A 26,229-nucleotide genomic window follows, 5' to 3' on the forward strand; every position below is an offset into this window, starting at 1 on the left:
ATGTTGGACAAACCTGCCTCGGCCCTGCGCCTTCGCGAAAGATTGCTCGATTCCGAGCGGCTGATGGAGGAGACCGGTTGCTATGACGGCATCACCGAACTCACGCTGCGCAACCAGGATCCGCTGAAATTCGAGACGCTGCACACCAAGCTGCGCGCCTATTGCGTCTCGGCACGCGAAATGGCCCGCCGCATCTCGGCTTCGCCCGGCGTGCGAGAGGTCGGCGAAATGGTGGTCGCCATCTACACGCCCGAGGGCGACGCCATTGCGCTCTCCAACGGCATCATGGTGCATGTCCATACGATGAGCCGCTTCATCAAATGGATGATCAAAAACGGCTACGAGGACAACCCTCGCATCCGCGAAGGCGACATCTTCGCCAACAACGATGCCTTCATAGGCACCGTGCAGGTGCCCGACGTCATGGACGTCGTGCCGATCTTCCATGAAGGCACGCTGGTCGGCTGGGCCGGCGCTGTCTGCCACGAGCTGGAAGCCGGCGGCATCACGCCGGGCGGCGACGTGTGTCTGGCGCAGGAGCGCTTCACCGAGGGTCTGTTCGTCTGCGCCGAGAAGATCGGCGAGAATGACGAGATCCGCCGCGACTACGTGATCCGCTGCGAACGTAATCTGCGCATGCCGATCTACTGGGTGCTGGACGAAAAGGCCAAGGTCGCCTCCTGCATCGACATGCGCGAAAGCGTCAAGCAGCTGATCTCGGAGATCGGCCTAGACTACTGGATGAAGGTCTCGAAGGAGTTCATCGAGGAAGGCCGCCGCGCCCAGCTCGCCCGCACCCGCCAGCTTACCGTGCCCGGCATCTATCGCGGCCACACTTTTTACGGCCATGTCACGGCGGGAAAGCCCGGCTTCCAGCTGCTCGGCGATCCCGACTGGCTCTATAATATCCCGATCGAGATGGAGATCACCACCGACGGCAAGATCACCATGGACTTCGAGGGCACGCAGCCCTGGGGCTACCATTCGATGAACTGCACGCCGGCCGGCATGGATGGCGGCATGTTCGTGACGCTGACCCAGCACATGAATTTCGAAGGGCTGGTCAATGACGGCGCCTGGATGGCAACCGAACTGAAACTGCCGCACGGCACCTGGACCAACCCCGACAACGAAATGGTGGCGACCGCCACCTCATGGGCCTTGCTGCTGCCGGCCTATGGTGTCTTCCAGCGCCTGCTGTCGCGCGGCTTCATCGCCCGCGGCTTCGTCGAGGAAGCCTTCGTCGGCCAGGTCAACAGTCCTATGATCGAAATGGGTGGCGAGAGCCAGTACGGCACGCCGTTCGGCATGGCCCATTTTGAATGCGCCGCCGCCGGCTCCGGCGCGCTCGCCATCAAGGATGGTCTCGACACCGCCTATGTCGGCTGGAACCCGGAATCCGACATGGGCAACATCGAGGTCTGGGAACAGTCGATGCCGATGGTCTATATCGGCCGCTCGATCGTGCCCAACTCCGGCGGTGCCGGCAAATATCGCGGCGGCTGTTCCTTCGTCTCGACCTGGCTGATCAACAAGACGTCGCATCTGCGGCTCCACACCTCCGAACATTCTTCGCGCGTGTTCGACAATGGCGGCATGTGCGGCGGTTATCCGGCGCCGACCTGCCAGAAGCATCGCTCGGTGCGCAACTCAGACATTCACGAACTCGCGGCAAAAGGCGAACCGCTGGCGCATGCGCCCGGCATCGATCCGCATGTCTCCGACTACGAGCGGAACATCGGTGGCGACCATGTCGTGGTCGAGGGCCCCTACATCACCTCGCCGCACAAGTCCGGCGACATCTTCAGCCATTCCTACAATGGCGGCGGCGGTTACGGCGACGTTCTGGAGCGCGATCCGATCAAGACGGCATGGGATGTCGAGAACGGCTTTCTCACCCGGCAAGCGGCGGACCAGGTTTTCGGCATCGTGCTGAAGGACGACGAAGACGGCTATCCCATCGCCGATATCGACGCCACGGCCGAACGCCGCGCCGCCATGCGCAAGCAGCGTCTGGTCAAGGCGATTCCGGTGGCGGATTGGATCGCCAAGGAGCGCGGCCGCGTCGAAAAGGCCGATTTCGCCCCCGAGGTGAAGAAAATGTACGCCAGCGCGATCAAGCTGTCGCCGCGCTTCACCAGCGAATTCAGCGAGTTCTGGAACGTCGATGCCAGATCGATCTTCATGCCGGGAGCAAAACCATGACCTCGTACAGCAAGGAAGTCCTGGGCGATCTGGCCGCAGGCAAGCTGCCCTGGCCACAGACAAGGCGGATCATGAGTGCCTACAAGGACGATGACCGTTTCTTCAAGATGGTTGCCGTCTATCAGGATCGCGTTGCCTGGACGGACCCGATCCTGCTGCCGGTCTCGGATCATCTGTTCATCTGCCAGAGCGGCGATGAGCGCATTACCCGCTGTGAATGCGGCCACTCCTTCGGCGACTATCGCAAGAACTGGAAGCTGAAGGCTGCGATCAACGTCCGCAACACCGAGGAGGCTTTGCGCGAAATCTATCCGAACAGCGATCTCCCCGATCCCGAGTGGATGGAAATCCGCGAATTCATCTGTCCTGAGTGCGGCACGCTGCACGAGGTGGAGGCGGCGGCACCTGGCTATCCCATCGTCCACGATTTCGAGCCCGACCTCGAAGGCTTCTATCGCGAATGGTTAGGCAAACCGCTCCAGCAAACATGAAACGCTGGCGATGGAGGCTGCGCCGGTGTGATTGCCAAATCCGGTCAGGCCTGATTGCCTGCCCGGAACGAAGTGGAGACCGTGCGCCATGACAAACCTTTCCGGCCGTAGCGCCATCGTTACCGGTGGGTTCTCGGGCATGGGCTTTGCCATTGCCACGGCTTTGGCTGAAGCCGGCGCCAATGTCGCCGTCGGCTCCTACATCGCGCCGGCCAGCTCTGACAGGTCCGATGCCGCCTACTATCCAGGCGCGGACGAGATCGAGCGCGTGCGTACGGCTCTCGCCGCCCATGGCACCAGGGTCCACGCCGCCCATCTCGACGTCCGCGACAGCGACGTCATCAACCGTTTTGTTGCGGAAGCCGAAGCGGCCATCGGGCCGGCCGACATTCTGGTCAACGCTGCCGGCACCACCGCCGAGCAGCCGGTCTGCGGCCATTCCGACGCGCTGTGGGACAAGATCGTCGACACCAACCTGACAGGCGCCTTCCGTGCCACCCGCGCCGTGCTGCCGGGCATGATTGAGCGCGGCTGGGGCCGCATCGTCAACATCGGCTCAACCGCCGCCTCGGTCGGCTGGAAGGACAACCCAGCCTACTGCGCGTCCAAGGCCGGCCTTCTCGGCCTCACACGCTGCGTGGCGCTGGAAGGGGCAGCGCATGGCGTCACCTGTGTCATGATCAGCCCGACCTGGGTCGAGACCGAACTGATGCGCCGCAATGTGGCGCAGGTCGTCGAGCGCGAAGGCAAGGGGCGCACCGCTGAGGAAGCGAGGGCCGAGATCGCCAAAGGCAACCCGCAGCAGCGCATGCTGCAGCCGCAGGAGATTGCGGCTCTGGCGGTATTCCTGTGCTCGGATCTCGCCAAGGGCATCACCATGGAGAACATCCAGATCACCGGCGGAGCGCTTTGGTAGCGTCTCGGACGCGCAACCAGCTGATCTCTCCGCAGATGCCTCGCTGTAAGACAAGGTGACCGGATTTGCCATTGAGCGCCGGGCGCAATAGGTTATATTGCACTGCACAATGGAGACGCCGTTTATTGCACGCCCATATTTGCGAAGATTCCGGCCGGCTCATGGCTTGCCGGCCCTGGGTCGTGTCGGCGAGACTCTGAGATGAAGATTCCAAAGTCCCTGCTGATCGATCCCGAGAAGAATTCGGTCTATGGCGCCTTTGCCGTAGTCGTCTCGATCTGGGCGTTTTCCTATTCGGTCATTTTCGGCCAGGTGCTGATCCTGGCCTACTATGCGGTCTGGCTTCCGCTCATCCTGGTCGACTACCGGCGGTTTTTGCGACATCTGTCCAGCGCCTGGCTGCCGCTGCTGTTTGCGGCCTATGTCTGCTTCTCGGTTTTCTGGTCGCAGGCTCCCGGCGTCACCGCAAGGACGTCGGTCCAGTATTTTTCCCATATTGCCTGCGCCTACATAGCTGCGCGCACCGTCAGCGTGCGCACGTTGACCATAGGGGCGCTGGTCGGGATATTCGTCGTCCTTCTCTATTCTGTGAAGGTCGGGAATTATTCCGAGGATGTCCTCGACGGCACCGTGAACTTCGTCGGCGCCTTCGCCTCCAAGAATCAGATCGGCTTTGTCGGCTCGCTTGGCATCTATTTCTGCGTTGTCTTCCTTGCGTTCTACAGACGCGGCCGGCTGAGCTTCATACTGGCGGTGCCCGTCGTGCTGCTGTCGGCCTATGTACTGGTCGCCTCGCATTCCGCCACCTCGATGGCCTCGATACCCGCGGTTCTGGCGCTGGTGGCGCTTCTTGCGATGAGCAAACTTCTGTCACGCCGCTATCGCCGGGTCATCTTCCTGATCGGCGCCGGCCTGCTGGTCGTGACGGCCTTCGTCGCCTTGAATCTCGGGCTGATGGACTTCGTCCTCGGCCTCTTCGGCAAGGATTCGACGCTCACCGGGCGAACCTATCTTTGGGAACAAGGCTGGAACACGGTGCAGAAATCGCCGATTCTCGGCGTCGGCTATGCCGCCTATTGGGTGCAGGGCTTCGCTGAAGCCGAGCGGCTGTGGAACGAATTCTACATCACCACCCGCACCGGCTTTCACTTCCACAACACCTACATCGAGGCCCTCGTCGAACTCGGCTTCGTCGGAGCGACGCTGGTGTCGCTGATCATGCTGCGCACGCTCTACGGCCACGTCTCGGCGGTGATCTTCAAGGCATGGCAGGCGGACTCGGTGATCCTTTTCGGCGTGATGGTGCTGCTGCTGATCCGCTCCTTCGTCGAGGTCGAGATTCTCAACCCCTACATCATGGGTTCTTTCCTGATGTATTTCAGCTTCTTCAAGCTGGCGCGGCTGCCCGTTACCCGCAGGCGGCGGTCGCCTCGTCCCGAGCCGGCTGACGCGGCCGGGGGCGAGGCTGACTGGCCTCGGCATGCCCGCCGTCCGGCGGTCGCCGATCAGGCGTGAGCTATCGTCTCGGGACCTGAAGTCGCGTCAATACAAATTCCCCTGATCGAAGGCTCAAGCAGGCCGGGCGCGAGGCGGGAAATCCATGCCTCCGCGAAATAGACTGAAACGCTGGATTGTCAGACTCGCGTGCTCCGAGCGACCAGGACGTCCGGCGCGCAGCTGTTACTGTCCAAAAGCCGTGCTCCAGAAGCGCCAGGGCGTCCGGCCGGCACTTCCAGTTACGGCGCCGCGAAAACCAATCTCAGAACGTGCAAATGCGAATATCCGCGGACCATCCGCTCACAGAAGGCGACGAGCGTATGAAGCGGTTCTGCATTTCTGTAAAATGATGAACCGCTCAGCGCTTAGCAAGTCTACTGGCTGGCCAGCGGCGCCAGCTTGACCTTGATCACATCGCCAGGCAGCACCGGGGTTTCTTCCTTGGCGGCTATCTCGGTGGTCTTGCCATCGAGATTGCGCACCAGTGAATAGAGCAGGGTAGGTTGCTGATCGTTTGTTATAGCGGCCGCCATCGCGGGATCGCTGGCCTGGGCTATCAGGCCTTTCTGCATGTTCACCTTCAACGCGGCCTCGTTCAGGTCGGCTTCGGTCTGCTGCCGGTCAGTGGCGAGACTTGAACTCAAGGTGTTCTGGGCATCGATAGCATCCTGCTTCGCCTTGCTGATCGCCTGCTTGGCGGTGAGGATGGCGGTTTCGTAGTCCAGGATCTTGCCCTGCAGGTCGGCCACGGACTGGCGCGAATCCAGCAGACGGGCATTGGCGATCAGGCCCTTTTGCGCCAGCGGACCGATGCTGGCGAGTTGCTGCTGCGCCAGGTCGACCTGCTGCTGCTGATTGACGATCTTCTTCTGCAGCGATTCGATCTCGGACTCCAAGACACCTTTCAGATCGTCGAGCGCCTCGAGTTTCAGCTTCAGCGCCTTTTGGTCGGCCGTCAGGATCGTCATCTCGTCCGCGACGATGGCTGGCAGCCTTGGATCGCCCTCGACTTCCTTAGGCACGTCGAAACTCGCCTTGCCGGCCATGTCCGCATCGATGCGGGCGCGCCTGACGATCAGTCGAATGCGCTGGTCGTCGGAGATGTCGAACATGCCCTTGGCGGTGACAAGGTCCTTGCCGAGCTGGGGGCCGTAATCGGCGTTGCGCCTGATGCCGCCCGCGACGCTGATCGCCTTCAACACCGTCAGGTCTGGGACATAAGGAAATTGGCCTGGGTTCTGGACTTCGCCCGAAATGTAGAATGGCCTGAACTGCGCCATCTCGACCGAGGCTTCCGGTCGGTCTGACAAAGCGAGCTTTTTCTGCAAAGCCTCGCCGATCGCCGCCGCGATTTCGGACGTGGTCTTGCCGGATGCCGGCAACTCGCCGGCGAACGGCACCGACAGCGTACCGGATGGACCGACCGTGTACTCGCCATTCACCGCCGACCAGTCACGAAATGTGCCTTCGACGGTCTGCCATTCGGCGACGCGGATGGTGAGCTTGTCTTGCGAGCCGAGGCGATAGTCGCTGGCGGCGGCGATATGCGGGACGACGAGCGCCATGGCAAGGCATGTGGCCAGCAAACGCGCCCGCCGCAGCCGGCCGGAATCCGGGCCGCTGCGAAAGGCTTCGAACAAATCTGTTTTCAACTCAACGTTCCGATCCGCTATAGCCCCATCGCCCGATGAGCTTGCGTCGAATGGCCGATGCCAATGTCTGGCATTGGCCACCGGCCGGTCAGTAAGAACCGCGCGACATCCAGACGGCCGGGACGGTCTTGATGATGATGCGAACGTCCTCGAACAGCGACCAGTTCTCGACATAGTGGCGATCGAAGGCGACGCGGCTGTCATAGGACACATCGTTGCGGCCGCTGACTTGCCACAGGCCAGTCAGGCCCGGGCGGGATTTCAGGTAATAGACGGCGGACGTGCCATAGATCTCCAGCTCGTCGCGCACGACCGGACGAGGGCCGACAAGGCTCATGTCGCCCTGCAGGATGTTGATGATCTGCGGCAGCTCGTCGAGGCTGAGTTTCCTCAGCACTGCTCCGACACGGGTAACGCGCGGATCGTTCTTCAGCTTGCGGGTGGCGATCCATTCCGCGTTGGCGTCCGGGTTGGTGGCGAGATAGGTTGCCAATACCCTGTCGCCGTCCGGAACCATGGTGCGGAACTTCAGGCAAGGAAAAATCCGCCCGCCGCGTCCAATTCGCCTGTGACCGTAGAAAATCGAGCCGCCGTCGGAAAACTTGACCAGCAGCGCTATCATGACAAACAGCGGGCTGAGTGCGATCAATCCAATCAGTGAACCGGCGATATCGAAGCTGCGTTTGAGCAAGCCGCCGATCGGTGGCGGAAAATCGATGTCAGCCTGCGAAAAGCTCGCCGTGGCCGACTTGGCAACGTCCCTCATGCCGTAAACTCCATGCGTTGAACGAATGGTTCAGCGCACCATACCAAAAAAATGTTGCAGCGCAACACACAATTTACCACCCCATTGAAATAGTCACGTCATGAATTGACTAAATAATAAGCTTGTCATGCACAAATTTCGGCGTATTTAGCACATTTGTGACAATAAATGGGCACGGCCGAAAAAATAGGGGCCTTTGTGGGGCCGTTTTTAGGCAGACCTACCTATCTGTCAAGGCAAGCTGCAAACTAGTGCTTTATCCTGCCCTAATGCATGGTGAAAACCGTATAAAATACTACTTAATATTGTCTATCTTACTGAAAATGCCGAGGAGAGCAGATCGGCTTAGCTCCCGTCGCGTGCATTGCAGCATGGCAGAGTCGATCGCAAAAGCTCGATCAAAAATATCCGAAGTTGCCCTTGCCGCCTATTGCTCGCCTTAATAGAATTGCAAATTATACCTGTCACGGTGACGACAGGTGGAAAAGGCCGGAAGCAACCGGTCGAGAGTGGGCGACCTTAACAAGCCCACATGACAAGGGACGGCGCTCGGGTGGGGCAATCGTGATAAATACCCGAGCCGGTTTATGGGCTGTTGGGCATGGCACTTCCAAAATTCATCCTCGGGATGATTTTCGCTCTGGCGATCGTCGTCGGCTGGTCCTGGCTGGGCGGTGCGTCGATAGGCACGATATTGGTGCGCGTCATCATCTGCGCCGTGATCATTCAGGCCGGCTATTTCGTGCTCATCTACACCATGATCGCCAGGAGCGCTCCGACGCCTGCCGACATAGCCCGTGACGCCGAGCGCAAACTGAACGCACCAGAGGTCGCCGAAAGCGAGAAGCTGGGCGGTGCCAGGCGCGGCCTGCATTGATGCAGATTGCTCAAACCTGCCCCCGGTTTGGAGGCATGCTTCGAAACAAGAGACCAGGCGCCGCGTGAATCCGTTTCGGCGCGTCTTGGTCGCCGGCTCACGCGACATCGGCGGGTTCGCTCTCTGACTGTTCCCCCGACAGCATCCTCGACAACCGGCTGCCGGTTTTTTCCTTCAGCCGCTGATATTGGCCGACCTCGACGATACGGCCGTTTTCCATCGCCACCACCCAGTCGGCGAAGGCGATCATCGACGGCCGGTGCGCGATGGTCAGGATCGTCATCGTGCCGCGCAATTCGTCGATCGACCTGACGATCAGCGACTGGTTCTGCCAGTCGAGCGCGCTGGTCGCCTCGTCCAGGATGAGCAGCGACGGCTTGCGCAGCAGCGCGCGTGCGAGCGCGATGCGCTGGCGTTCGCCGCCCGAAAGCCGCACGCCGCGATCGCCGACCACCGTCTCGAGCCTGAGGTCGAGCCGTTCGACAAACTCGCCGGCGTGCGCCTGATGCAGCGCGGCCCACAGGTCGCCATCGCTGGCCCGTGGCGCGGCAAGGCGCAGGTTCGCCGCGATCGTGTCGTGCAGGAGGAACACGTCCTGCGGCACATAGGCCACCTGGTCGCGCCAGCGACGGCGATTGCTGGCATCGATCTCGACGCCGTCGACAAGCATCATGCCGGTGGTAGGCTCCAGCAGGCCAAGCAGCATATCGGCGATCGTGCTCTTGCCCGATCCGGACGGGCCGATCAGGGCGGTGACCTTGCCGGCCGGCAGGCCGAAGGTGATGCCGCTCACCACCATCTTGGCGCCAGCATCTCCGTAGGCGAAGGAGACACCGCGAATATTCAATCCCGTATTGAGGGAGAGTGTCCCGGCGTCGGCGAACTCGGTATGGCCTGGTTCGCGTTCGGCGTCGAAACGTGCCTGCAGGCTGCGCATTGCCGTAAAGGCGGGCAGGTTGATCAGCACTTGCTGGGCTTGCGTCTGCATGTCCATGAAGCGCGGCGCGATGCGCATGAAGACCAGGAGCAGGACGACGATCTCGGCCAGCGACAGGTTGAAGCGGACCAAAGCCACATAGATGAACAGGCTCAGGCCCACCACGCTCGCCACCTGGAATACCGCGGTGCCGATGGTGCTGTTGCGCACATAGTCGATGTTGTCGGCCTTCATCCTTTCAAGCGTCGACCGCAGCTGCGCGAAATAGCTGTCCTCGACATTCAGGCTCTTGGCCACCTTGATGCCGCCGAGAAATTCCGAGACCGTCCGGTACTGATCCTGGCGATTGGCGGTCAGCACACGGCCGAAGGCAGTGGCCCGTGCCCGGAAGGGCCGCAGCGCCACGAACATCAGCATGCCGATGACGACGGCAAACAGCGTCATGACCGGCGAGATGAACATGGAAACCAGGAGATAGCCAGCCAGAAGAACGGCGATCTGCACCAGCATCAGCAGTGAGAACGCCGCGCCCTGGACGCGGTCGATGTCGCCGGTCAGGGCATGATCGAGATCGGAACTGCGCATGCGGGTAAAAACGCCCCAGCGCGCCTTGCCGATGCTTTCGAACAGGTTCATGCGAACGCGGTTGACGAAATCGAACAGCAATTTGGCCATGTAGACCGACTTGAAGCGATTGAACGCCGCCTGCGCTGCAACAAGCCCGACCAGCGCGCAAAGCACGGTCGTCAGCTGCAGCGTGCCGTCAGGCACCAGCCAGCGCACGAAATCATTGTTGGGCAGCCGAACAGCGAAATCCTGGTCGGCGCGTCCGACCAGATGCAGTAGCGGGATGAGCAGCAGGATGGAGATGCCCTCGGTCAGGCTGCCGAGGATGAGGAAGAACAGCGCCGTCCATGTTCGCCGGCCGCCGATCCGGGCAATGGCGGCGCCGAATGCGGCAATTTCTCGAAACAGCGACAGGCGAAGGATTGGCTTCGACATGGTTGTGCTCACGGCCGCCGGCTGCCAGCCGACAGATCCTTTTCGATCAGCTCCACGGCTTCGCCGATCCTGTCCAGGCCCGTCGGGACTTCCAGCCGGTACACGCCGATATGGTTAGCAATCCATGAACATTGCTGAAGATGCGCCGCCGCGAAGTCGTCGGGCAGCGCCGCACGGCCGAAGCGCGTCACATAGGAGAATTTGATGATGGCCGGCAGGGCGGCAATGGCGGGCAAGGGCGTGATGTCAGCCCTTTCGCCGCGCTCGAGGACATAGATCCTGGTCGCCGGCACCTTGTCGCCTGAAAAGTCACCGTTCAGGCGATGCTGCATTTTGTCGATCGCCGGATGCACTTGCGGCCGCACTTCCGCTTCCCCGAGCGAGATCGCCGCAGCGGCGTCGGCCGCCAGCTTGATCTGCGGAAAGCCCGGAACGGTCATTGGCTCACTCGGATTGGCAAGGTCCAGCGCCACCACGTCATCGGTAAGCAGTCGATGCCCGGCCCGGATCATCGCGCTTGCCGTCGTCGACTTGCCGGCTCCCTTGTCACCCATGAAGATGGCGCTCGTGCCGGCGGCGGCGATGGCACTGGCATGCAGGACAAGCAGGCCGCGCCGGTGCAAGAGCAGCGCCATGACCGGACCGAGCAGCGGAAACGCGAGCAGCGCATCGTCGACGCCGGGCGCCGGTTCGATGTCGATACGGCTGAAATCGGTGATCAGGAACGCGCCCACGGCATGCCAAGCCAGATATTGCCGGTCCGGCTCGAAGCGAAAGTCGGCCGCGGCTTCGAGCGCCGGCTTTGGCAGGTCGATCGCGCCGACAGCGATCACGAGATCCGCCGCCCCCGGCGGCGCCGGCTGCAGTTCGGGCAACATCACCTCCGACGCGATGGTCAGACCATAGGCGCGGTAGAAGCGGCGTTTTCGCATGGCCCGGCCATGTGAACAGGCATCATCATTGTATAGAGCGAGCGGCTCGTTGCGCGGCATCACGTGGGGCTCCCGCCTTGCTGGACTTGCCGCAGCCAGAGCGACAGCGAGGCCGAGCGCCAGACATACTGGACATCCAGGGGGGCTGCCTGATCGGGCTGGCGCAGCAGTCGCGCATAGGCAGCACTCACTTGCGGCAGATTGACATAAGGCGCGATGCGGTTCGCATCCGAGACCAGCAGCTGTTCCAGGAGGTCGCGATGGTTGCGCAGCATGCCGTTGACGAGATTGGCGGTGAAGTCGATCTTGTCGCGCCGCCACTGCACCGCCTCCGGCAATACGCCTTGCATGGCGCGACGCAGCACATAGCGACCAAAGCCGTGGCTCAGCTTCTCCTCGCCCGGCAACGCCAGGCAGAACTCGACCAGCGGCTTATCCCAGAATGGGTATCGCGGCTCGACGCCGAAATTGGCGGCGGCCTTGTCGAGAACCTCGAAAGCATGCGGGACATAGCCGTTCGACAGGATCCAGCGATGGCTCAAGGCGTCGCTGGCCTGAACGCCGGGCGGCATATAGCCGGCCCGGTGAAACCGGTCGACAAGCTCGGTGCGCTTGGCAAGGTCCGGATTGATCAGGTCGCGCCAGCTTCGTGCGCGCTGCACGTGCGCGGGCTTGCGGATCCTGTTCAGGGCACGGTTGGCCAGATGCCTCAGCTTGGCGATGCGCCAGGCCGGCCCGTAGAGGGTCAGGAACTGGAGATAAAGGCCAAGCGTGCTGTCGCCATAGGTATTGGAGGCGCTGCGGACCTCGCGCCACAGATCCATCCATCGGCCGCCATTCGCAAGCTCGTGCAGGTGACCATGGCCTTGGGAAACGACCTCGTCGCCGCCATGGCCGTCCAGCAGCACCTTGATGCCCTTGGCGCCGGCAGTCCGGTAGATACCGCGGGTGAGCGTCAGGCCCGGCGCCAGGAACGTTCCTTCCTGTTCTTCCAGCACGCGTTCGAATTCGGCGAATGGGGCATAGTTGCCGACCGGGATCAGCGTCGCGTCGACCTTCTGCTGGTCGAGAACGGCATCGATGAAGGGCCGCTCGTCCATCGGCGAGCCCCTCTCGAAAATCAGCGAGAAGGTCGGCAGCTTCGGCCTGCGCGCAGCGGCATTCTGCAGGCCGGCGACACAGGCGATAGATGAGGAATCGAGGCCGCCGCTCAGCATTGCGCCGACTGCCGAGGTCCCTCGCATGCGGTTGCGCACCGATTGCGAGAACAGATGGGCGAATTCCTCCGATGCATCCGACCGCAAGGGCCGCGCCGACGGCTCGATCTGCCAGTATCGACGCAACATCACCTGTTGCGCGGTGACGGTTACGCTGTGGCGGGCCGGCAGGCTGAATATATCGCTGTAGGGGGTCGACTGCGGGTCGTCGGGAAGCCCGGCCAGGAAGCCGGAGATCTGGCGCTCGCTGACACGTGCGCGGATACCTTCGACCTCCAGGATCGGCCCGATCTCGGACGCAAAGGCAAAACGCCGGTCCGCCGCGTGGTAGTAGAACGGCTTGACGCCAAAATGATCGCGCGCGCAAAACAGCGATTGCCGCTCGTCATCCCAGATGGCGAACGCGAAATCGCCTTGCAGATGCTCCGGACAAGCTTCGCCCCAGCGTAGATAGGCCCGCATCAGCACGATCGCGTCGGCCACCGACTGGTCGCGGATACCGAGCCTGGCCAGCAACTCGTCACGGTTGTCCAGCCGGCAATCGGCGGTGATGGCGAGCCGGCCGCCAGCCATCGTCAAAGGGCCTGGACCGACCTCATCCGATGTGTTGAGCCAGGCGTGGCCAAGGGCGATGCTGGTGTCCAGCCACCATGAACCGCCGTCGGGACCGCGATGGCGCATGCGCGCCAGCATTTGCTGAATGTCTGCCGCCGCGACCGCCGGTGCGTGTGCTCCGCGCAGCAGGATTCCGGCGACGCCGCTCATCGGCTGCCGTGGTCGACGAGATGGGCGAAGCCATCGATCGATCCGCCAAGCACGATATGGTTGTCGCTGACCAGCCAGGCATGTGCTTTCAACTGCTCGCCCGTACCACGTTCGATGCCGATGCGTATCGTCGATTCATTGCCTTGGCGGGCGAGAATATACTGGCCGGAGAGCGCTTGGGTCAGGCACGTAGCGTAAGGGACGAAACGGGCCGCGGCGGCAACACCCCAGGCGACACGCCGCAGTTCGCCCATCGAGGCGCACTGCCGCGCGTCGAGCCGCGTCACCAGGCTGCGTACACGATTGTAGGACAGCAGGGTCAGCCCCAGCCGAACTGTCGCCACCACCAGCAGGCAATGGCCAAGGAAGATCATTTCCGAGCCGCTCAGGGAGAAAATCCTGACCAGCCCGTGCCGGCTTCCGCCGCGCTTCGACTGCTTGAGGCCTGTTTCCCTCGCGGGTTCCTGCCGTAAAGCCGTTGCCCGCGAAACCAGGGCCCGCGAAACCAGGGCCCGCGAAACTATGGCCTGCCAAACCAGCGCCTTGTGCTGGGTCGGCTTAGACAAGTGCCTCATGATGCCGTCTCGCAAGCCCATTTTCGGCCAGGCCCTTCAGCAATGCGTCGACATCGGCCTGGCAGCGCACCGGGTCGACATTATAGCGCGCAAGAACGGCGCTGCGGATGTCCCCGAGCGACCGGGGCTCCTGGATCAAATCCCAGATGAAGGCGCCGACGCCATTCAGGCTGTAGTAGACATTGGATTTGAGATTGAGCAGAGCCAAGCCATCGCCGAACTCGCAAGCCACGGCATCCTTGGTCGCACTCACGCTATCGTGGTCGGCCAGATCATGGTCGGATTGCTTCCAGTTCATCCCCGCACCTCACTGACAAAACGCTTCGACATCTCCGGTTGGCGCAGGAGAAGTCGGGAGGCTGGCCCCCCGACCCTCTTACGTCTGCTTTTGAATCCAGAGTCCCGAAATGTCACTCTGGAAACGGCTATAAGTCTCAGGAGAACGTCAGGTCGCCGATCGGCGTGTGCGCGGGGAACGATGCGTCGATCGCCGTGTTGCCGCCGCCACCCTGGGTGATGGTCTCAATCGAACCATGAACCGTCAGGCTTGGTGTCTCGTATTCATGCTTTTCAACATTCTGTTCCATTTTACTCTCCGATTTAGGACTGGAAACGGCCTGTCGAGTGCCGTCAGCACTTTTATGCTGCAATGCAATAGCTGCACGGCAGCATTTATGAGTCAAGACTGTTTTACCTTCCGTTAATCAATTACGTTGCTGGCGTCAGGACATGAGCGGCCATGCCGAAAACTTGTCACTTTTTAGCCGATTCCTTGGGCACGATGGCAGCGCCCGCGCTGATTCTTTAAGCATGTGATTTTGCTTGCATAAGTCGTTTGCTTTGTGCCTATTTTTAGGCGTCGCTAATGGAAAGAATTTTCTGTTTGGAAAATTCGGCCGGGGATCGGCAAAAGACCTGACAAGGATATTTCAGCCGCGGTTCTCACTTCTTTCCGACGCGATCTCGATAGGCGCTCGGTTGCAAAAATTCGCACTGCAAAAGGAAAGGCTTTACGGCACCNCTTCTTTCCGACGCGATCTCGATAGGCGCTCGGTTGCAAAAATTCGCACTGCAAAAGGAAAGGCTTTACGGCACCGAGGTTTTTGGTGATGTTTGCTTCGCACATGCAGCATAAGTGTTCGCGCAAACCGCTTTCTTTGGAGATTGTGCGCTAAATGGCATTGCCTGACGGCTCATACGAACGATTGCGCGCCGCCGGCTGTGCCGACGAGGTGGCCTACGTGCAGGCCTGCCTGCGGTTCTATTTTGCCGGGCCGCACGCCGGCGCGGGCGACATTTCGATGCGTGATCTGGACGGTGCCAAAATTGCCGACATCGCCAGGCTGAACAAGGTCGCCACCTTTGTCCTCAAGGCCCTTTCGCGCGCACCCGCGCTTGAGAGGCCGCCTGAGCTTTTCCGATGGCTCGACACCTACCGCAGGAGAACGGTTTCGATGAACGCGTCCTGCATCATGGATTCCATGGCGGTCCATGATGTGCTGCGCGCCAGCGAGATCGATTTTGTTTTTCTGAAGGGTCCGTTCCAGCAGCAGCTTCTCTACGACGACCACTTCATGAAGCCGTCCGGCGATGTCGACATTCTGGTTTCGCCGCTCGGATTTGTCAGGGCGCGTGATGCCCTTCGCAAGATCGGTTATGAGGTATCAGGCAAGTCGAACTCCGTCTGGTGGGTCCGCTTCCTCGGCGAACAGCACATGACCCGGGACGACGGGCCGAGGTCGTCCACGGTAGATCTCCACTACCGCCTCCAGCAGCCCGGCTCGCCAAGCCCGCGCGACGCGGACGGGTTCCTGCGGCGCAAACGACAGGTCGAAATCGCCGGTGCGACGGTGCCGTTCACCTCGGTTGCCGATACTTTGCTTTTGTCCTGCATCAGCGTTGCCAAGGCACTTTTCAACCGGGAACCTTGCGCGGGCTACGTCTGTGATATCAGCGCCAGCGCCGGCCGACTCGACGAGGCGGATCAGCAGCGTTTGCTCGATGCCGCAACCGTGCAAGGTTTGGACGACACGCTGCTGCTTGGCCTGCGCGCCGCCGATGTGCTACTCGGCGGTGCTGGCACGCTGCTGTCGCAGCGCGCGACCAGGATCCTGTCGCGCATCGGCAATGAGGATCTGCTCAGCATGGTCATCGCGCCGTGGCTGCCGTCGCTGCGGTGGCCACAGCGGCGAACGGTGCTGTGGGAACTGTGCGGCCGCGCGCCGGTCCGCTATCTGGCCGAAGCCGGCTGGGCGGCGTCCGCCGATATCAGCCGCCGCATCTTCGAGCGGCCGGGGAGGCGCTGAATGAAGGCAAATTGGGTGCTGATGGCAATTCTGTAGGGCATCGAAGGAGTACGGGGCGAGGGCAAATCGATATTACCTGTACGAGAGGCAAATCCATGTCGATGACGAAATCCGAGGTCTGCGTGATCATCGCGGCAAAAAACGCCGCAGCGACAATCGCCGTCGCCATCGCATCCGCGTTGCGCGAACCGGAAGTGGCGGAGGTCGTCGTTGTCGATGATGCCTCCACCGACCACACCGCCGATGTCGCACGATCCGCCGATGATGGCAGCGGGCGGCTCTCCGTGATGCGCCTCGATGTCAATCGCGGCCCCTCCTTTGCCCGCAACGCAGCCATCGCCGGCTCGAAATCGCCGTTCATCAGCATTCTTGATGCCGACGATTTCTTCCTCGAAGGCCGGTTTCGCAACCTGTTTGCCGGCGCCGATTGGGATTTCGCAGCCGACAACATCATGCTGATCAGGGATGATGCGACGGGCGACGCGACGAAAATCGTCGCGCCGCAATTTGCCGCCGATCCGGAATTCCTCGATTTCGAGCGCTTCGTCGAAGGCAACATCTCCAGGCGCCGCGTGCAGAGGGGCGAACTGGGCTTTTTGAAGCCGGTGATCAGCCGTGCCTTCCTCGACCGCCACGGGTTGAGCTACGACGAGAGCCTGCGGCTGGGCGAGGACTATGAACTCTACGCCCGCGCGGTCGCATGCGGGGCACGGTTCAAGGTCATTCGCTCCTGCGGCTACGGCGCCGTCGTCCGCGCCGATTCTCTGAGCGGCCGCCACAAGACCCAGGACCTGAAGCGTTTGGCCGATGCGGATCTGGCGCTGCTGGCGATAGACAGTCTGCCAGAAGGCTCGAAGGCGGTGCTAAGGCGGCATGAACGGCACGTGCGCGACAAATATCGGCTGCGCAATTTCCTTGACGTCAAGGCTGAGCGGGGGCTGGCATCGGCTGCGGCTTACGCTTTCGCCAGCCTGTCCAACCTCGTCCCCATCGTCCAGGGCGTGGCTTCCGACAAGCTCGAGGCGCTGTTTCGTCGCGTCGGCCTTATGTCCAGCCAAAAACATGTCCCGCCGCGGCGTTTTCTGATGGCCGGAACCAGCATGGGCAAGGAACGCTGAGAGCGGGCCCCGGTGCTTGCAATTTGTCCTCGCGGCACGTCATCACGGAAACCATTTCGGCCGGATTTATGAGTTTACGAATTGGGTGGTTGCCTCGCGGCTCCGACGATGGCAGTCTATGTTGCGGTGCAGCATAGTGGACGACCAGCCGAACTGGCCCCCGATCGGATTGGTCTGATGTCTCTCCGGAGCAGGACAACGCAACACGAGTTTTTGAGCCCCGGCTGCGGGGATCGGCCAGAAGCCCGGCCCACAAGCCGGCGATGACAGGAACCTGAGTCCATGGCCTCGATATTCGGTTTCAGATCAAGGGATCCGGCCCGCGACCGGCAGGCCGATGTTTCACGTCTTGATCGTCTGGCAAAGCTGTTCGAGCAGATTGCGGCCGAGATCGAGGCCGAGAGAACCGGGCTTGAGAATCGCTACCGGACAACGTCGACCAACGCCGCCTTCCTGGTCGAAGCCATGGAAAACGGCTCAGCTTCCGACAAGCGGTCTTCGGAAGTCAGCGCACTGACACAGTCGATCCTGAATTGCGAACGCCGCATCGCGGCGCTGTCGCGCCAGGACGGCATGATGAAAGAGCTCCGTCATTCGCTGGATATGGTCTTCGACGAGAATGCCGATTCGGCCACCTCGGCGGAATTCGCCTGGCCGGCAGGCGCAGGCAGAGGTTGAACGTGAAGGCTCGGAACTGTTGCAACAGATTTGATGCAGGGCGGGAAGCAATCGAGAGGGTCACAAGGGAGGTCAAGGTTGGCCCGTTCAGGAGCGGTTCGAACGTCGACTTTGGGTTGGGGACACACAGCGCAAAGGTGAGTTTGGTATGAATTCGAATCCGAAACCTACGACAGCAATTGACGCACCGTCTCTCTCATATCGGGCCGGGCAAGCCGCCCGGCGGCGGCTGGGGTCGCTCGGTGCGTTGCTGCTGGCTGCTCTTGGCGCTTTCGTGGCAACCCCTTCCTACGCCCAGGACATTCCGACATCGCCGTCCTTCGTCGATGATTTCAAAAGCTTCGATCGTGCGCGCTGGTATGTTTCCGACGGCTGGAACAACGGCAGCCATCAGAATTGCACCTGGTCGAAAGGCATGGTCGGACTGTCGAATAATGTGCTGTCGCTCGGCTTCGAAAAGCAGACGTTGAAGGATCGCGACTACGTCTGCGGCGAGATCCAGACCAAGCAGCGCTTCGGCTACGGCACCTATGAGGCACGGCTGAAGACCGATACCGGCTCCGGCCTCAACGCGGCGTTCTTCACCTATATCGGTCCCAGCGACAAGCAGCCCTGGGACGAGATCGACTTCGAGGTCCTGACCAAGGACACCTCCAAGGTGCAGGTCAATGCCTATATCGCGGGCAAGGGCAAGAACGAGAAGCTCGTCAACGTGCCGGGCGGCACGGAGAACGCCTTCAACGACTACGCCTTCGTCTGGCAGAAGGACAGCTTGCGATGGTACGTCAACGGCCAGCTGGTGAACACGATTACCGACCCGGCGAAGCTGCCCAGCCATGCACAGAAGATATTCTTCAGTTTTTGGGGCAGCGATACGATGAAGGGTTGGATGGGAGCGTTCGCGGATCCGGGCCGCAAGCTTTCCCTGCAGATCGAGCGGGTTGCCTTCACGGCGCTCGGCGAACCCTGTCAATTTCCGGAATCGCTGGCATGCAGTGTAAAGTAGTTGGGAAAGTCGATTTGAACCGGCGGGACCGAAAACGGTCCGCTGCCTTGCATGGGAATGAAACCGAATGAATTTGACGGTGTTTGGAATTGGCTATGTCGGCCTCGTGCAGGCTGCGGTCCTTGCCGAAGTCGGGCACCAGGTCGTGTGCGTCGACATCGACGCCGCCAAGGTCGAGCGGCTCAACCAGGGCCTGGTCCCCATTTTCGAACCCGGTTTGGAAAACCTCGTTAAGGAAAACCATGCTGCCGGCCGCATCAAGTTCACCACCGATGCCGCCGCCGCGGTCAGGCATGGCGAGATCCAGATGATCGCGGTCGGCACGCCGCCGGGCGAGGACGGCTCGGCCGACCTCAAATATGTGCTGGCCGTCGCCGAGACCATCGGCCGCGAAATGGACAAACCCAAGATCGTCGTCGGCAAGTCTACGGTGCCGGTCGGCACCTGCGAAAGGGTGAAAGCTAGGATCGCCGACACGTTGAAGAAAAGAGGCCGCGAGGACCTGGCTTTCGATGTCGCTTCGAATCCCGAGTTCCTCAAGGAGGGGTCCGCGGTCGCCGACTGCATGAAGCCGGACCGCATCATCGTCGGCACCGACAGCGAGGACACCGAGGCTGTGATGCGCGAACTCTACGCGCCGTTCAACCGCAACCACGAGAAGATGATCGTGATGGACGTGCGCAGCGCCGAATTCACCAAATATGCCGCCAACTGCATGCTGGCGACCAAGATCAGCTTCATGAACGAGATGGCCAATTTGGCCGAACAGCTCGGCGCCGACATCGAGGAGGTCCGCAAGGGCATCGGCAGCGATCCCCGCATCGGCTACCATTTCATCTATCCGGGTCTGGGTTATGGCGGCTCGTGCTTCCCCAAGGACGTGCGGGCGCTGATCAAGACCGCCGAAGGCGTCAAGTTCGACGCCAAGCTGCTGCGCGCCGTCGAGGAGCGCAACAACGCACAGAAATCGGTTCTCTTCGACAAGGTGGACCGCTATTTCAAGGGCAACCTCAAAGGCAAGACCTTTGCGCTCTGGGGCCTGGCCTTCAAGCCCAACACCGACGACATGCGTGAGGCGCCGGCGCGCGTCCTGATGGAAGCGCTCTGGAAGGCCGGCGCCAATGTGCAGGCCTATGATCCCGAGGCGATGCAGGAATGCCAGGCCATCTACGGACTGCGCGACGACCTGCTTCTGTGCGGCACCAAGGAGGCGGCGCTGCGCGGCGCCGATGCGCTGCTGATCGCCACGGAATGGAAGAGCTTCCGTGCGCCCTCCTTCGATGCGGTGAAGGATGCGCTGATTACGCCGGTCATCTTCGACGGCCGCAACCTCTATGACCCCAAGGTCATCGCCCGCCACGGCATCGAATATCACTCGATCGGCAGAATGGCGGCATGAGACCAGGTCCTGGCAGACGGATGCAAGACCGGTCCGCACATGGCCTGCGGGCGCTGGGACTGAGCGCGTATTTCTGTGTGGAGTTGTAGCCGATGGTGCTGGACGTAAAGCCGGGGCAAATCACCAAGGACCATTTCGATCTCGTTGCGATCGGCTCCGGCTTCGGTTCGGCCTTCTTCCTGCATGAGTTCGCCAAGCGCCGAAAGGCGCGCATTCTGGTGCTGGAGTGGGGACGCCACAACACCCATGAATGGCAGCTCGAGCAGAACGTCAACACCGACATCGAAGACGAGACGACCTACAAGACCAATTCCAACAAGCCGTGGAACTACACGATCGGACTGGGTGGCGGGACGAACTGCTGGTTCGCGCAGACGCCAAGATTTCATCCCAATGATTTCCGGCTGAAAAGCACCTACGGCATCGGCAATGACTGGCCGATCAGCTATGACGACGTCGAGCCGTTCTATTGCGACGCGGAAGACATCATGTCGATCTCCGGCGATCCCGACATGGCGGCGATGCTGCCCCGCTCGAAGCCGTTTCCGCAACCGCCGCATCGCATGTCGACACCGGACAGGATGATGAAGGCGGCGCAGCCCGGCCAGCACTTCGTCATGCCAACCGCGCGGGCGCGGCTGCCGACATCGCAACGCACCTCGTGCTGTGCCAATCTGCGTTGCTGGCTGTGTCCGGTCGACGCCAAATTCACCGTCAACAACGGCTTGATGCACGTCTTCGAGCATCCCGACGTTTCGGTCTGCCTCGGTGCGGAAGTGCGCCGGCTCGATCACGTCGGCGGCGCTGTCCGTTCGGTCACGTTCAGCCATGACGGCAAGGAATACCAGGTCAGCGGCGATCTCTTCATTCTCGGCGCCAATGCCATCCAGAGCGCGGCGATCATGCTGCGATCCGGCCTGGGCGGCGAATTCGTCGGCAGCGGCCTGCATGAATCCTACGGCTGGAATTTCGAGGTCTATCTAGACGGCGTCGACAATTTCGACGGCAGCACCATCACCACCGGCCTGAATTTCGGCCTCTATGATGGTCCTCACCGATCGGAGCATGCGGCGGCACTGGTCTATTTCGAGAACCGCTGGCAGCACGGACTGCGTGCCGAAAAAGGGCGGCTACGCCAGGCGCTGCCGCTTGTCGTGGTCACCGAGGACTTGCTCGATCCCGAGAACTTCGTCACGCTTGACGAGGATGAGAATGCCTTCGTCAGCTTCAAGGCGCCATCGGACTATGCGGTGAAGGGCATGGCGCGCGCTCTGGAGAAATTGCCTGGCCTTCTGGCGCCGCTGCCGGTCGAAAAGCTCTTCGATCGCGGCATCCGGCCGACCGAATCGCACGTCCAGGGCACGCTGAGGATGGGTACGGGCGCAGCCGATTCGGTCATCGACAGCGGCATGATCCACCACCAGCTCAGAAATCTGGTCGTCGTCGGCACCAGCACCTATCCGAGCTGCTCCTGCGCCAACCCGAGCCTGACCGCGGCAGCGCTGTCCTTGCGGGCGGCGAGCCGGATCGCGTGAAAGGAGGTATCGCATGATCGAGATTTCCCGACGCTCGGCCCTGGCCGTCATGGCTGGCGGAGTGGTTTCGACAGGGGTCGCCTACGCCGCCGTTTCCTCGTTCTCGGACGAGGATCTGGTGCGCGTCACGCTGGAAAAATACCTTGGCAAGTTGAACATCCGCATCGAGCATCTGCAGCAGTTCGTGCTGGCGTTCCGCGACAGGAATCCATGGAACTTTCCGAGCGAAAAACTGAGTGACGCCGTCACCTTGGTGGAGGAGCTCAAACTGGGGGCCGCGCGCCGCTTGCTGCCCCAGCGGAAGCGGGAAGATCTGCTGCATTTCGACCGCTGGGTCGTCGCCGAATTCCATATGCTGACGGACTACGCCTGGCGCAGTTCGCCCAACGACCCGATCCGATTTACCGGCTGGCAATCCTGTACCAATCCCTTCGCCAATCTGGAGCCGCCGAAACTTGCCTGACGTCGAAAAGAGAGGCGGCGGACTTTGCTGTTGTCTCCGAGCAAGGAATACGAGATGCGACAAGGAGCCCGATCATGAAAGTTCTCTTTGCAGGCGGCAACGGCTACCCGCCTGAGTTCAGCGGCGGCGTTCAGTCGAGCACGCATCATCTGGCCGAACAGCTGATCGAGCACGGTCATGAAGCCGCTGTGCTCGCCGCCCTGTTCGGTGATGGTGTCTTCGGCTTCAAGGCGCGCGCCAAGATGAAGCTGTTGCGGCAGCCGGCGGTTGTCGACAGCTATCCCGGCTATCCGGTGGTGCGGGCCTGGTTTCCCTGGGAAGCGGCGGGCTATGCCGTCGACAGGCTGAAACCCGATGTCGCCGTGGTCCAGTGTCACAAATCGGTTCCGATCGGCAAGGCGCTGCAGGCGGAGGGCGTGCCTCTGGTCGTTTATCTCCGCAATGTCGAGTTCCATGAATTGGGCGGCGATCTGCGCGAATTGCATTCAGCGCTTTACATCGCCAATTCGGACTTCACCGCACGTACCTACAGACAGGAGTTCGGCATCGAGGCGGTGGTAATCCCGCCCACCATCAACCCGGCGCACTACTCGACGCCAACGACGGGCCAGTTCGTCACGCTGATCAACCCTTATGAGGAAAAGGGGTTTGAACTCGCGGTGCGGATCGCCGGCGCCTGCCGCGAAATCCCATTCCTGTTCGTCGAAAGCTGGAAGCTCGACGACGATCACCGGGCGCGGATCGAACAGACGATCGCTCCCTTGGGCAATGTCGTCCTGGAGAGCCGCACCAGCGACATGAAGACGGTCTATGGCCGCACGAAGATCCTGCTTGCTCCCAGCAAGTGGGAAGAGGCGTGGGGCCGCGTCGCTTCGGAGGCCCATTGCAGCGGAATCCCGGTTGTCGGCTCGCGGCGCGGCGGTCTGCCCGAGGCTGTCGGCTCCGGTGGCGTGGTGCTGGATTACGATGCTCCGCTGGCCGATTGGGTCGCGGCCGTCAGGCGGCTGTGGAACGACAACCAGGAATATGACCGGCTTTCAAGCCTCGCCCGCAGCTTCGCCGGGCGCCCGGAACTCGATCCCGATCGCCAGTTCATCACCTTCTTCTCGATACTGGACAGGGCGATGCAGCAACGCGCGCGACAGGCGGCCTAGAGGAGTTCGCCGTGTCACGGAAACGGCGAACTCCTCTAACTCTTTGTTTTGATCAATTCCCAAGGGAAAGCGCTATGCGCTTTTCCCGGGAAAACCGTTCACACTTTTCCTGGAATTGCCCTAACGGCGCCGCCTGAGCAGGTCAGGCCGGGCGTTTGACCCGGCTTTTCAGCGTCTCGTAGCCGCGGGCGCCAAGCAGGGCGCGGGCAATGGTCTTGGCAGCGCTCTTGCGGCCCTCTTGCGACTTGATCTGCCGCAGCCTTGCCGGCAGGTTCCTGGCCGCCTGACCAAGTGCCGGCAGCGACAGCGTGTTGGGAAAGCTGACCATATGCGTTTCCACGCACAGCACCGGCTTGCCTGACAGTTCGGTGATCCTCAGCGCCTGTTCGTGCTCGCTCTCGATGAACAGGATGGCATCGGACTTGCGGTAGAAGTCGGCCTTGAAACTGCCATGCGCGCCGAGCCGTTGCCGTTCCGCCTTGCTCGGCAGATCGAGCATGATCAACTGGTCGTATTTGATCTCATGCTTGGCGAGCCATGCCTCGGTGAGCGCGCGGTATTTCTCCAGCCGGCTGGTGACCAGCCAGCCGATCCTGTGGGTCGCGACATGGAGCGGCCGCGCTTCGCTGAGGAATTTCTCATAGGCCGGGCCGTCGTCGTTTTCCGCCTCTGTCGGATCGAGGCACAGCACGCCGTCAATATCGACGCAGCATTGCGCCAGGAATTTATGATGCATGAAGTTCCACTGGAACATGCGCGGATGCGGCACGACTTCGAAGACGAGGTCGGTTTCCTGGTGCTGGGGCTCAAGGCCGAACACGGCGGCAAAGGTGAACTCCGCCTCGATGCCCGAAGCCTGGATGCGGGCGCGTGCGTCGCGCATGGCGTTGCCGCCGGCGACGCTGTCGTCGATCACCAGCACCTTGCGCATCTCGGAAACCTTGCGGTCGAGAGCGGCACGGCGCTTGGTGACGCCAGACGTATAGATCCGACCTGCCAGGAAGCTGTCGAGATCGGTCATCGGGATGTTCGCGGCAAGGCTGACCAGCGTCGCTGCCAAAACGCCGCTTCTCGGCACACCGACCACGAGGTCGATATCGCGCGGCAGCCGGTGCAGGCCCCTGACGATGGCGTCGTTCATATCGGAGATCGATCGGTAGTGCATGGTTCAGACCTGGTCCTGGAGGAGATGTCCGTAGCAGTCGAAGACGCCCAAATTATTGCGCTTCGCGCGCCGCCGCCGCAGGCAGCCTTGCCGGCAGCATCTTGAGGGCCTCGCGCAAGGCTTCGCGGCCGGAGGCGAATGCCAGTGCGATGACGATGGTGATGAGGTAGGAGAGCACGGCGCCGCTGGCCAGGGCGACGACATGCTGCTGGGGCAGCAGGGGCTTGATGAACCAGATCACGGCCAGCGCCAGATGGGCGCCAAGCACGAACGGCGTTGCCGCGCGAAGCACATGGTGCGCCTGCAGCGGCCCGCTCCTGCCGACATAAAGCCACAGGAACGGCGTCCGCAGATATTCGCTGATCGCATAGGCGATCGCCACGCCCAGCGCGCCATAGGGCAGGCCGAGCATGAAAGCCAGCACCGACGTCACGGCCGTTATGATGCCCCAGCGCATGAAATCGCCGGAGCGGCCCTGGCTGACGAAAAGCCACCCGGCCGGATTGTTGAGCGGCTGCAGCAGCCCGGCAAAGCCGAGCGCCAGGAAAATCGAGGCGCTTGCGCGCCATTGCTCGCCGAGCACGAAGGGGATCAGCACATCCGACATCGCGGTGGCGAAGGCGACGCCGGGAAGCGCCACCAGAAGGATCAGCGGCATGACGCGCAGATAGGCGCTGCGGTAGCGATCCGGCTCGTCCTTAAGCCTGGAAAGCGCCGGAACCATCACCTTCGACAGCGGGTTGGTGATCTGGCTCAACGGAAACAGAAGCAGCTTGTAGGCGCGGTCATAGAGGCCGAGTTGCGCCTCGCCCCAATATTTGCCGATCAGCACATTGTCGAGGTTGCGGGCAAAGAAATTGGCGAAGTTGAAGCCGGTGATGCCGGCGCCGAAATTGATCAGCTCGCCGATGCCGGCGACCTTGCGCGGCAGGCCCGGACGCCAGCGCGAGCTCGCCCAATAGCAGAGCGTCGGCAACACGGCACCGGTCAGCGTACCGGCAAACAGGGCCCAATAGGAGCGATCGATAAAGGTCCAGGCGATCGACACCGCAAGCCCGGCAATGGCGCTGGCGACGTCGATGACGGCCAGCCGGCCGAACTGCATGCGGCGTGTCAAGAGCGCCAGATGCTGGGCGCCCAGCCCATAGGCCATGATCTGCAGCCCGAACGCAGCCACCAGGCCCGTCACGCGCGGCTCGCCGTAGAAGGCAGCAACCAGCGGCGCCGCACCCGCAAGCACGCAAGCCAGGATAGCGCTGACGGCGACATTGATCCAGAAGAGGTAGTTCACCTCCTCATGCCGGATGCCTGATTTCTGGATCGTCGCCTGGGTCAGGCCGAAATCCTGGAACAGGGCGATAAAGGCAAGCACCGGCGCGCACATCGCCACGACACCGAAATCCTGTGGCGACAATAACCGCGACAGCACGATGACGGACAGGATCTGTGTCGCGACCCGCACCGATTGCGCCATGGCCGTGACAACCGCGCCGCGCCCAACCGATTTGCGCAAGGAGCCTTCTGGCGGATCGAATGCATTGGCTTCCAAATTCAGGATTCCTGATTTTTTACG

The 26,229-nt window shown here is 61.7% G+C and carries 23 protein-coding genes; 13 read left to right on the plus strand and 10 right to left on the minus strand.

Annotation, left to right across the window (positions count from 1 at the left end; all coding sequences use genetic code 11):
• From X735_RS149735 to X735_RS149720, 4 genes are all read left to right on the plus strand, one after another.
• Positions 1-2,205 carry a hydantoinase B/oxoprolinase family protein gene (locus tag X735_RS149735; protein ID WP_023811576.1) on the plus strand — a complete coding sequence of 735 codons (2,205 nt, stop codon included), beginning with the start codon at positions 1-3 and terminating at the stop codon, positions 2,203-2,205.
• Positions 2,202-2,696: an acetone carboxylase subunit gamma gene (locus X735_RS149730; protein ID WP_023811577.1), complete on the plus strand. Its 495-nt coding sequence runs from the start codon at positions 2,202-2,204 to the stop codon at positions 2,694-2,696. Before X735_RS149735 ends, X735_RS149730 begins: the two co-directional genes overlap by 4 nt.
• An 88-nt stretch (positions 2,697-2,784) precedes the next feature.
• The gene (locus X735_RS149725) at positions 2,785-3,612 is read left to right on the plus strand and encodes an SDR family NAD(P)-dependent oxidoreductase (RefSeq protein ID WP_023811578.1); all 828 of its coding nucleotides are present in this window, start codon (positions 2,785-2,787) and stop codon (positions 3,610-3,612) included.
• Between the two features lie 201 nt (positions 3,613-3,813).
• Positions 3,814-5,127, plus strand: coding sequence for an O-antigen ligase (locus X735_RS149720; protein WP_023811579.1), 1,314 nt, complete (start codon positions 3,814-3,816; stop codon positions 5,125-5,127).
• 356 nt (positions 5,128-5,483) lie between these two features.
• On the opposite strand, the gene X735_RS149715 is transcribed toward X735_RS149720, so the two are convergent.
• Together X735_RS149715 and X735_RS149710 are read right to left on the minus strand one after the other, a co-directional pair.
• On the minus strand, positions 5,484-6,749 hold the full coding sequence (locus tag X735_RS149715; RefSeq protein WP_031213391.1) for a polysaccharide biosynthesis/export family protein: 1,266 nt from the start codon (positions 6,747-6,749) through the stop codon (positions 5,484-5,486).
• Positions 6,750-6,849: 100 nt separating this feature from the next.
• A complete protein-coding gene (locus X735_RS149710; protein ID WP_023811581.1) occupies positions 6,850-7,527 on the minus strand; it encodes a sugar transferase in 678 nt (225 codons plus the stop codon).
• 601 nt (positions 7,528-8,128) lie between these two features.
• Here X735_RS149710 and X735_RS149705 point away from each other — a divergent pair.
• Entirely contained in the window at positions 8,129-8,404 is a 276-nt protein-coding gene (locus tag X735_RS149705; protein WP_023811582.1) for a hypothetical protein, read from the plus strand.
• Positions 8,405-8,501: 97 nt separating this feature from the next.
• Here X735_RS149705 and X735_RS149700 read toward each other — a convergent pair whose 3' ends face one another.
• From X735_RS149700 to X735_RS1000000167580, 6 genes are all read right to left on the minus strand, one after another.
• A complete protein-coding gene (locus tag X735_RS149700; RefSeq protein ID WP_023811583.1) occupies positions 8,502-10,343 on the minus strand; it encodes an ABC transporter ATP-binding protein in 1,842 nt (613 codons plus the stop codon).
• 8 nt (positions 10,344-10,351) lie between these two features.
• On the minus strand, positions 10,352-11,338 hold the full coding sequence (locus X735_RS149695) for an HPr kinase (protein WP_023811584.1): 987 nt from the start codon (positions 11,336-11,338) through the stop codon (positions 10,352-10,354).
• Positions 11,335-13,257: a lasso peptide isopeptide bond-forming cyclase gene (locus tag X735_RS149690; protein WP_023811585.1), complete on the minus strand. Its 1,923-nt coding sequence runs from the start codon at positions 13,255-13,257 to the stop codon at positions 11,335-11,337. The genes X735_RS149695 and X735_RS149690 overlap by 4 nt, the downstream gene beginning before the upstream one ends.
• Positions 13,254-13,832 carry a lasso peptide biosynthesis B2 protein gene (locus X735_RS0134300; protein WP_081734865.1) on the minus strand — a complete coding sequence of 193 codons (579 nt, stop codon included), beginning with the start codon at positions 13,830-13,832 and terminating at the stop codon, positions 13,254-13,256. Before X735_RS0134300 ends, X735_RS149690 begins: the two co-directional genes overlap by 4 nt.
• Positions 13,816-14,130 (minus strand): PqqD family protein, encoded by a 315-nt coding sequence (locus X735_RS149685; protein ID WP_023811587.1) that lies wholly within the window; start codon positions 14,128-14,130, stop codon positions 13,816-13,818. The genes X735_RS0134300 and X735_RS149685 overlap by 17 nt, the downstream gene beginning before the upstream one ends.
• 136 nt (positions 14,131-14,266) lie before the next feature.
• A complete protein-coding gene (locus X735_RS1000000167580; RefSeq protein WP_013891488.1) occupies positions 14,267-14,419 on the minus strand; it encodes a lasso peptide in 153 nt (50 codons plus the stop codon).
• A 588-nt stretch (positions 14,420-15,007) separates the two neighbouring features.
• Between X735_RS1000000167580 and X735_RS149680 the strand changes: the two genes are divergently transcribed.
• From X735_RS149680 to X735_RS149645, 8 genes are all read left to right on the plus strand, one after another.
• On the plus strand, positions 15,008-16,138 hold the full coding sequence (locus tag X735_RS149680) for a nucleotidyltransferase family protein (protein ID WP_023811588.1): 1,131 nt from the start codon (positions 15,008-15,010) through the stop codon (positions 16,136-16,138).
• Between the two features lie 95 nt (positions 16,139-16,233).
• Positions 16,234-17,256 carry a glycosyltransferase gene (locus tag X735_RS149675; RefSeq protein ID WP_023811589.1) on the plus strand — a complete coding sequence of 341 codons (1,023 nt, stop codon included), beginning with the start codon at positions 16,234-16,236 and terminating at the stop codon, positions 17,254-17,256.
• Between the two features lie 282 nt (positions 17,257-17,538).
• A complete protein-coding gene (locus tag X735_RS149670) occupies positions 17,539-17,934 on the plus strand; it encodes a hypothetical protein (RefSeq protein ID WP_023811590.1) in 396 nt (131 codons plus the stop codon).
• Positions 17,935-18,082: 148 nt separating this feature from the next.
• The gene (locus X735_RS149665; RefSeq protein ID WP_023811591.1) at positions 18,083-18,940 is read left to right on the plus strand and encodes a family 16 glycosylhydrolase; all 858 of its coding nucleotides are present in this window, start codon (positions 18,083-18,085) and stop codon (positions 18,938-18,940) included.
• Positions 18,941-19,007: 67 nt separating this feature from the next.
• Entirely contained in the window at positions 19,008-20,339 is a 1,332-nt protein-coding gene (locus tag X735_RS149660) for a UDP-glucose/GDP-mannose dehydrogenase family protein (RefSeq protein ID WP_023811592.1), read from the plus strand.
• Positions 20,340-20,431: 92 nt separating this feature from the next.
• Positions 20,432-21,874, plus strand: a complete 1,443-nt coding sequence (locus X735_RS149655; protein ID WP_023811593.1) for a GMC family oxidoreductase — start codon at positions 20,432-20,434, stop codon at positions 21,872-21,874.
• Positions 21,875-21,887: 13 nt separating this feature from the next.
• Entirely contained in the window at positions 21,888-22,337 is a 450-nt protein-coding gene (locus tag X735_RS149650) for a hypothetical protein (protein WP_023811594.1), read from the plus strand.
• 74 nt (positions 22,338-22,411) lie between these two features.
• The gene (locus X735_RS149645; RefSeq protein ID WP_023811595.1) at positions 22,412-23,491 is read left to right on the plus strand and encodes a glycosyltransferase; all 1,080 of its coding nucleotides are present in this window, start codon (positions 22,412-22,414) and stop codon (positions 23,489-23,491) included.
• Between the two features lie 142 nt (positions 23,492-23,633).
• On the opposite strand, the gene X735_RS149640 is transcribed toward X735_RS149645, so the two are convergent.
• Both X735_RS149640 and X735_RS149635 read right to left on the minus strand, forming a co-directional pair.
• Positions 23,634-24,656, minus strand: coding sequence for a phosphoribosyltransferase family protein (locus tag X735_RS149640; protein WP_023811596.1), 1,023 nt, complete (start codon positions 24,654-24,656; stop codon positions 23,634-23,636).
• 52 nt (positions 24,657-24,708) lie between these two features.
• Entirely contained in the window at positions 24,709-26,205 is a 1,497-nt protein-coding gene (locus tag X735_RS149635; protein ID WP_023811597.1) for a lipopolysaccharide biosynthesis protein, read from the minus strand.
• Positions 26,206-26,229: the final 24 nt, after the last annotated feature.

This window comes from Mesorhizobium sp. L2C084A000, assembly GCF_000502875.1.
Lineage (GTDB): Bacteria > Pseudomonadota > Alphaproteobacteria > Rhizobiales > Rhizobiaceae > Mesorhizobium.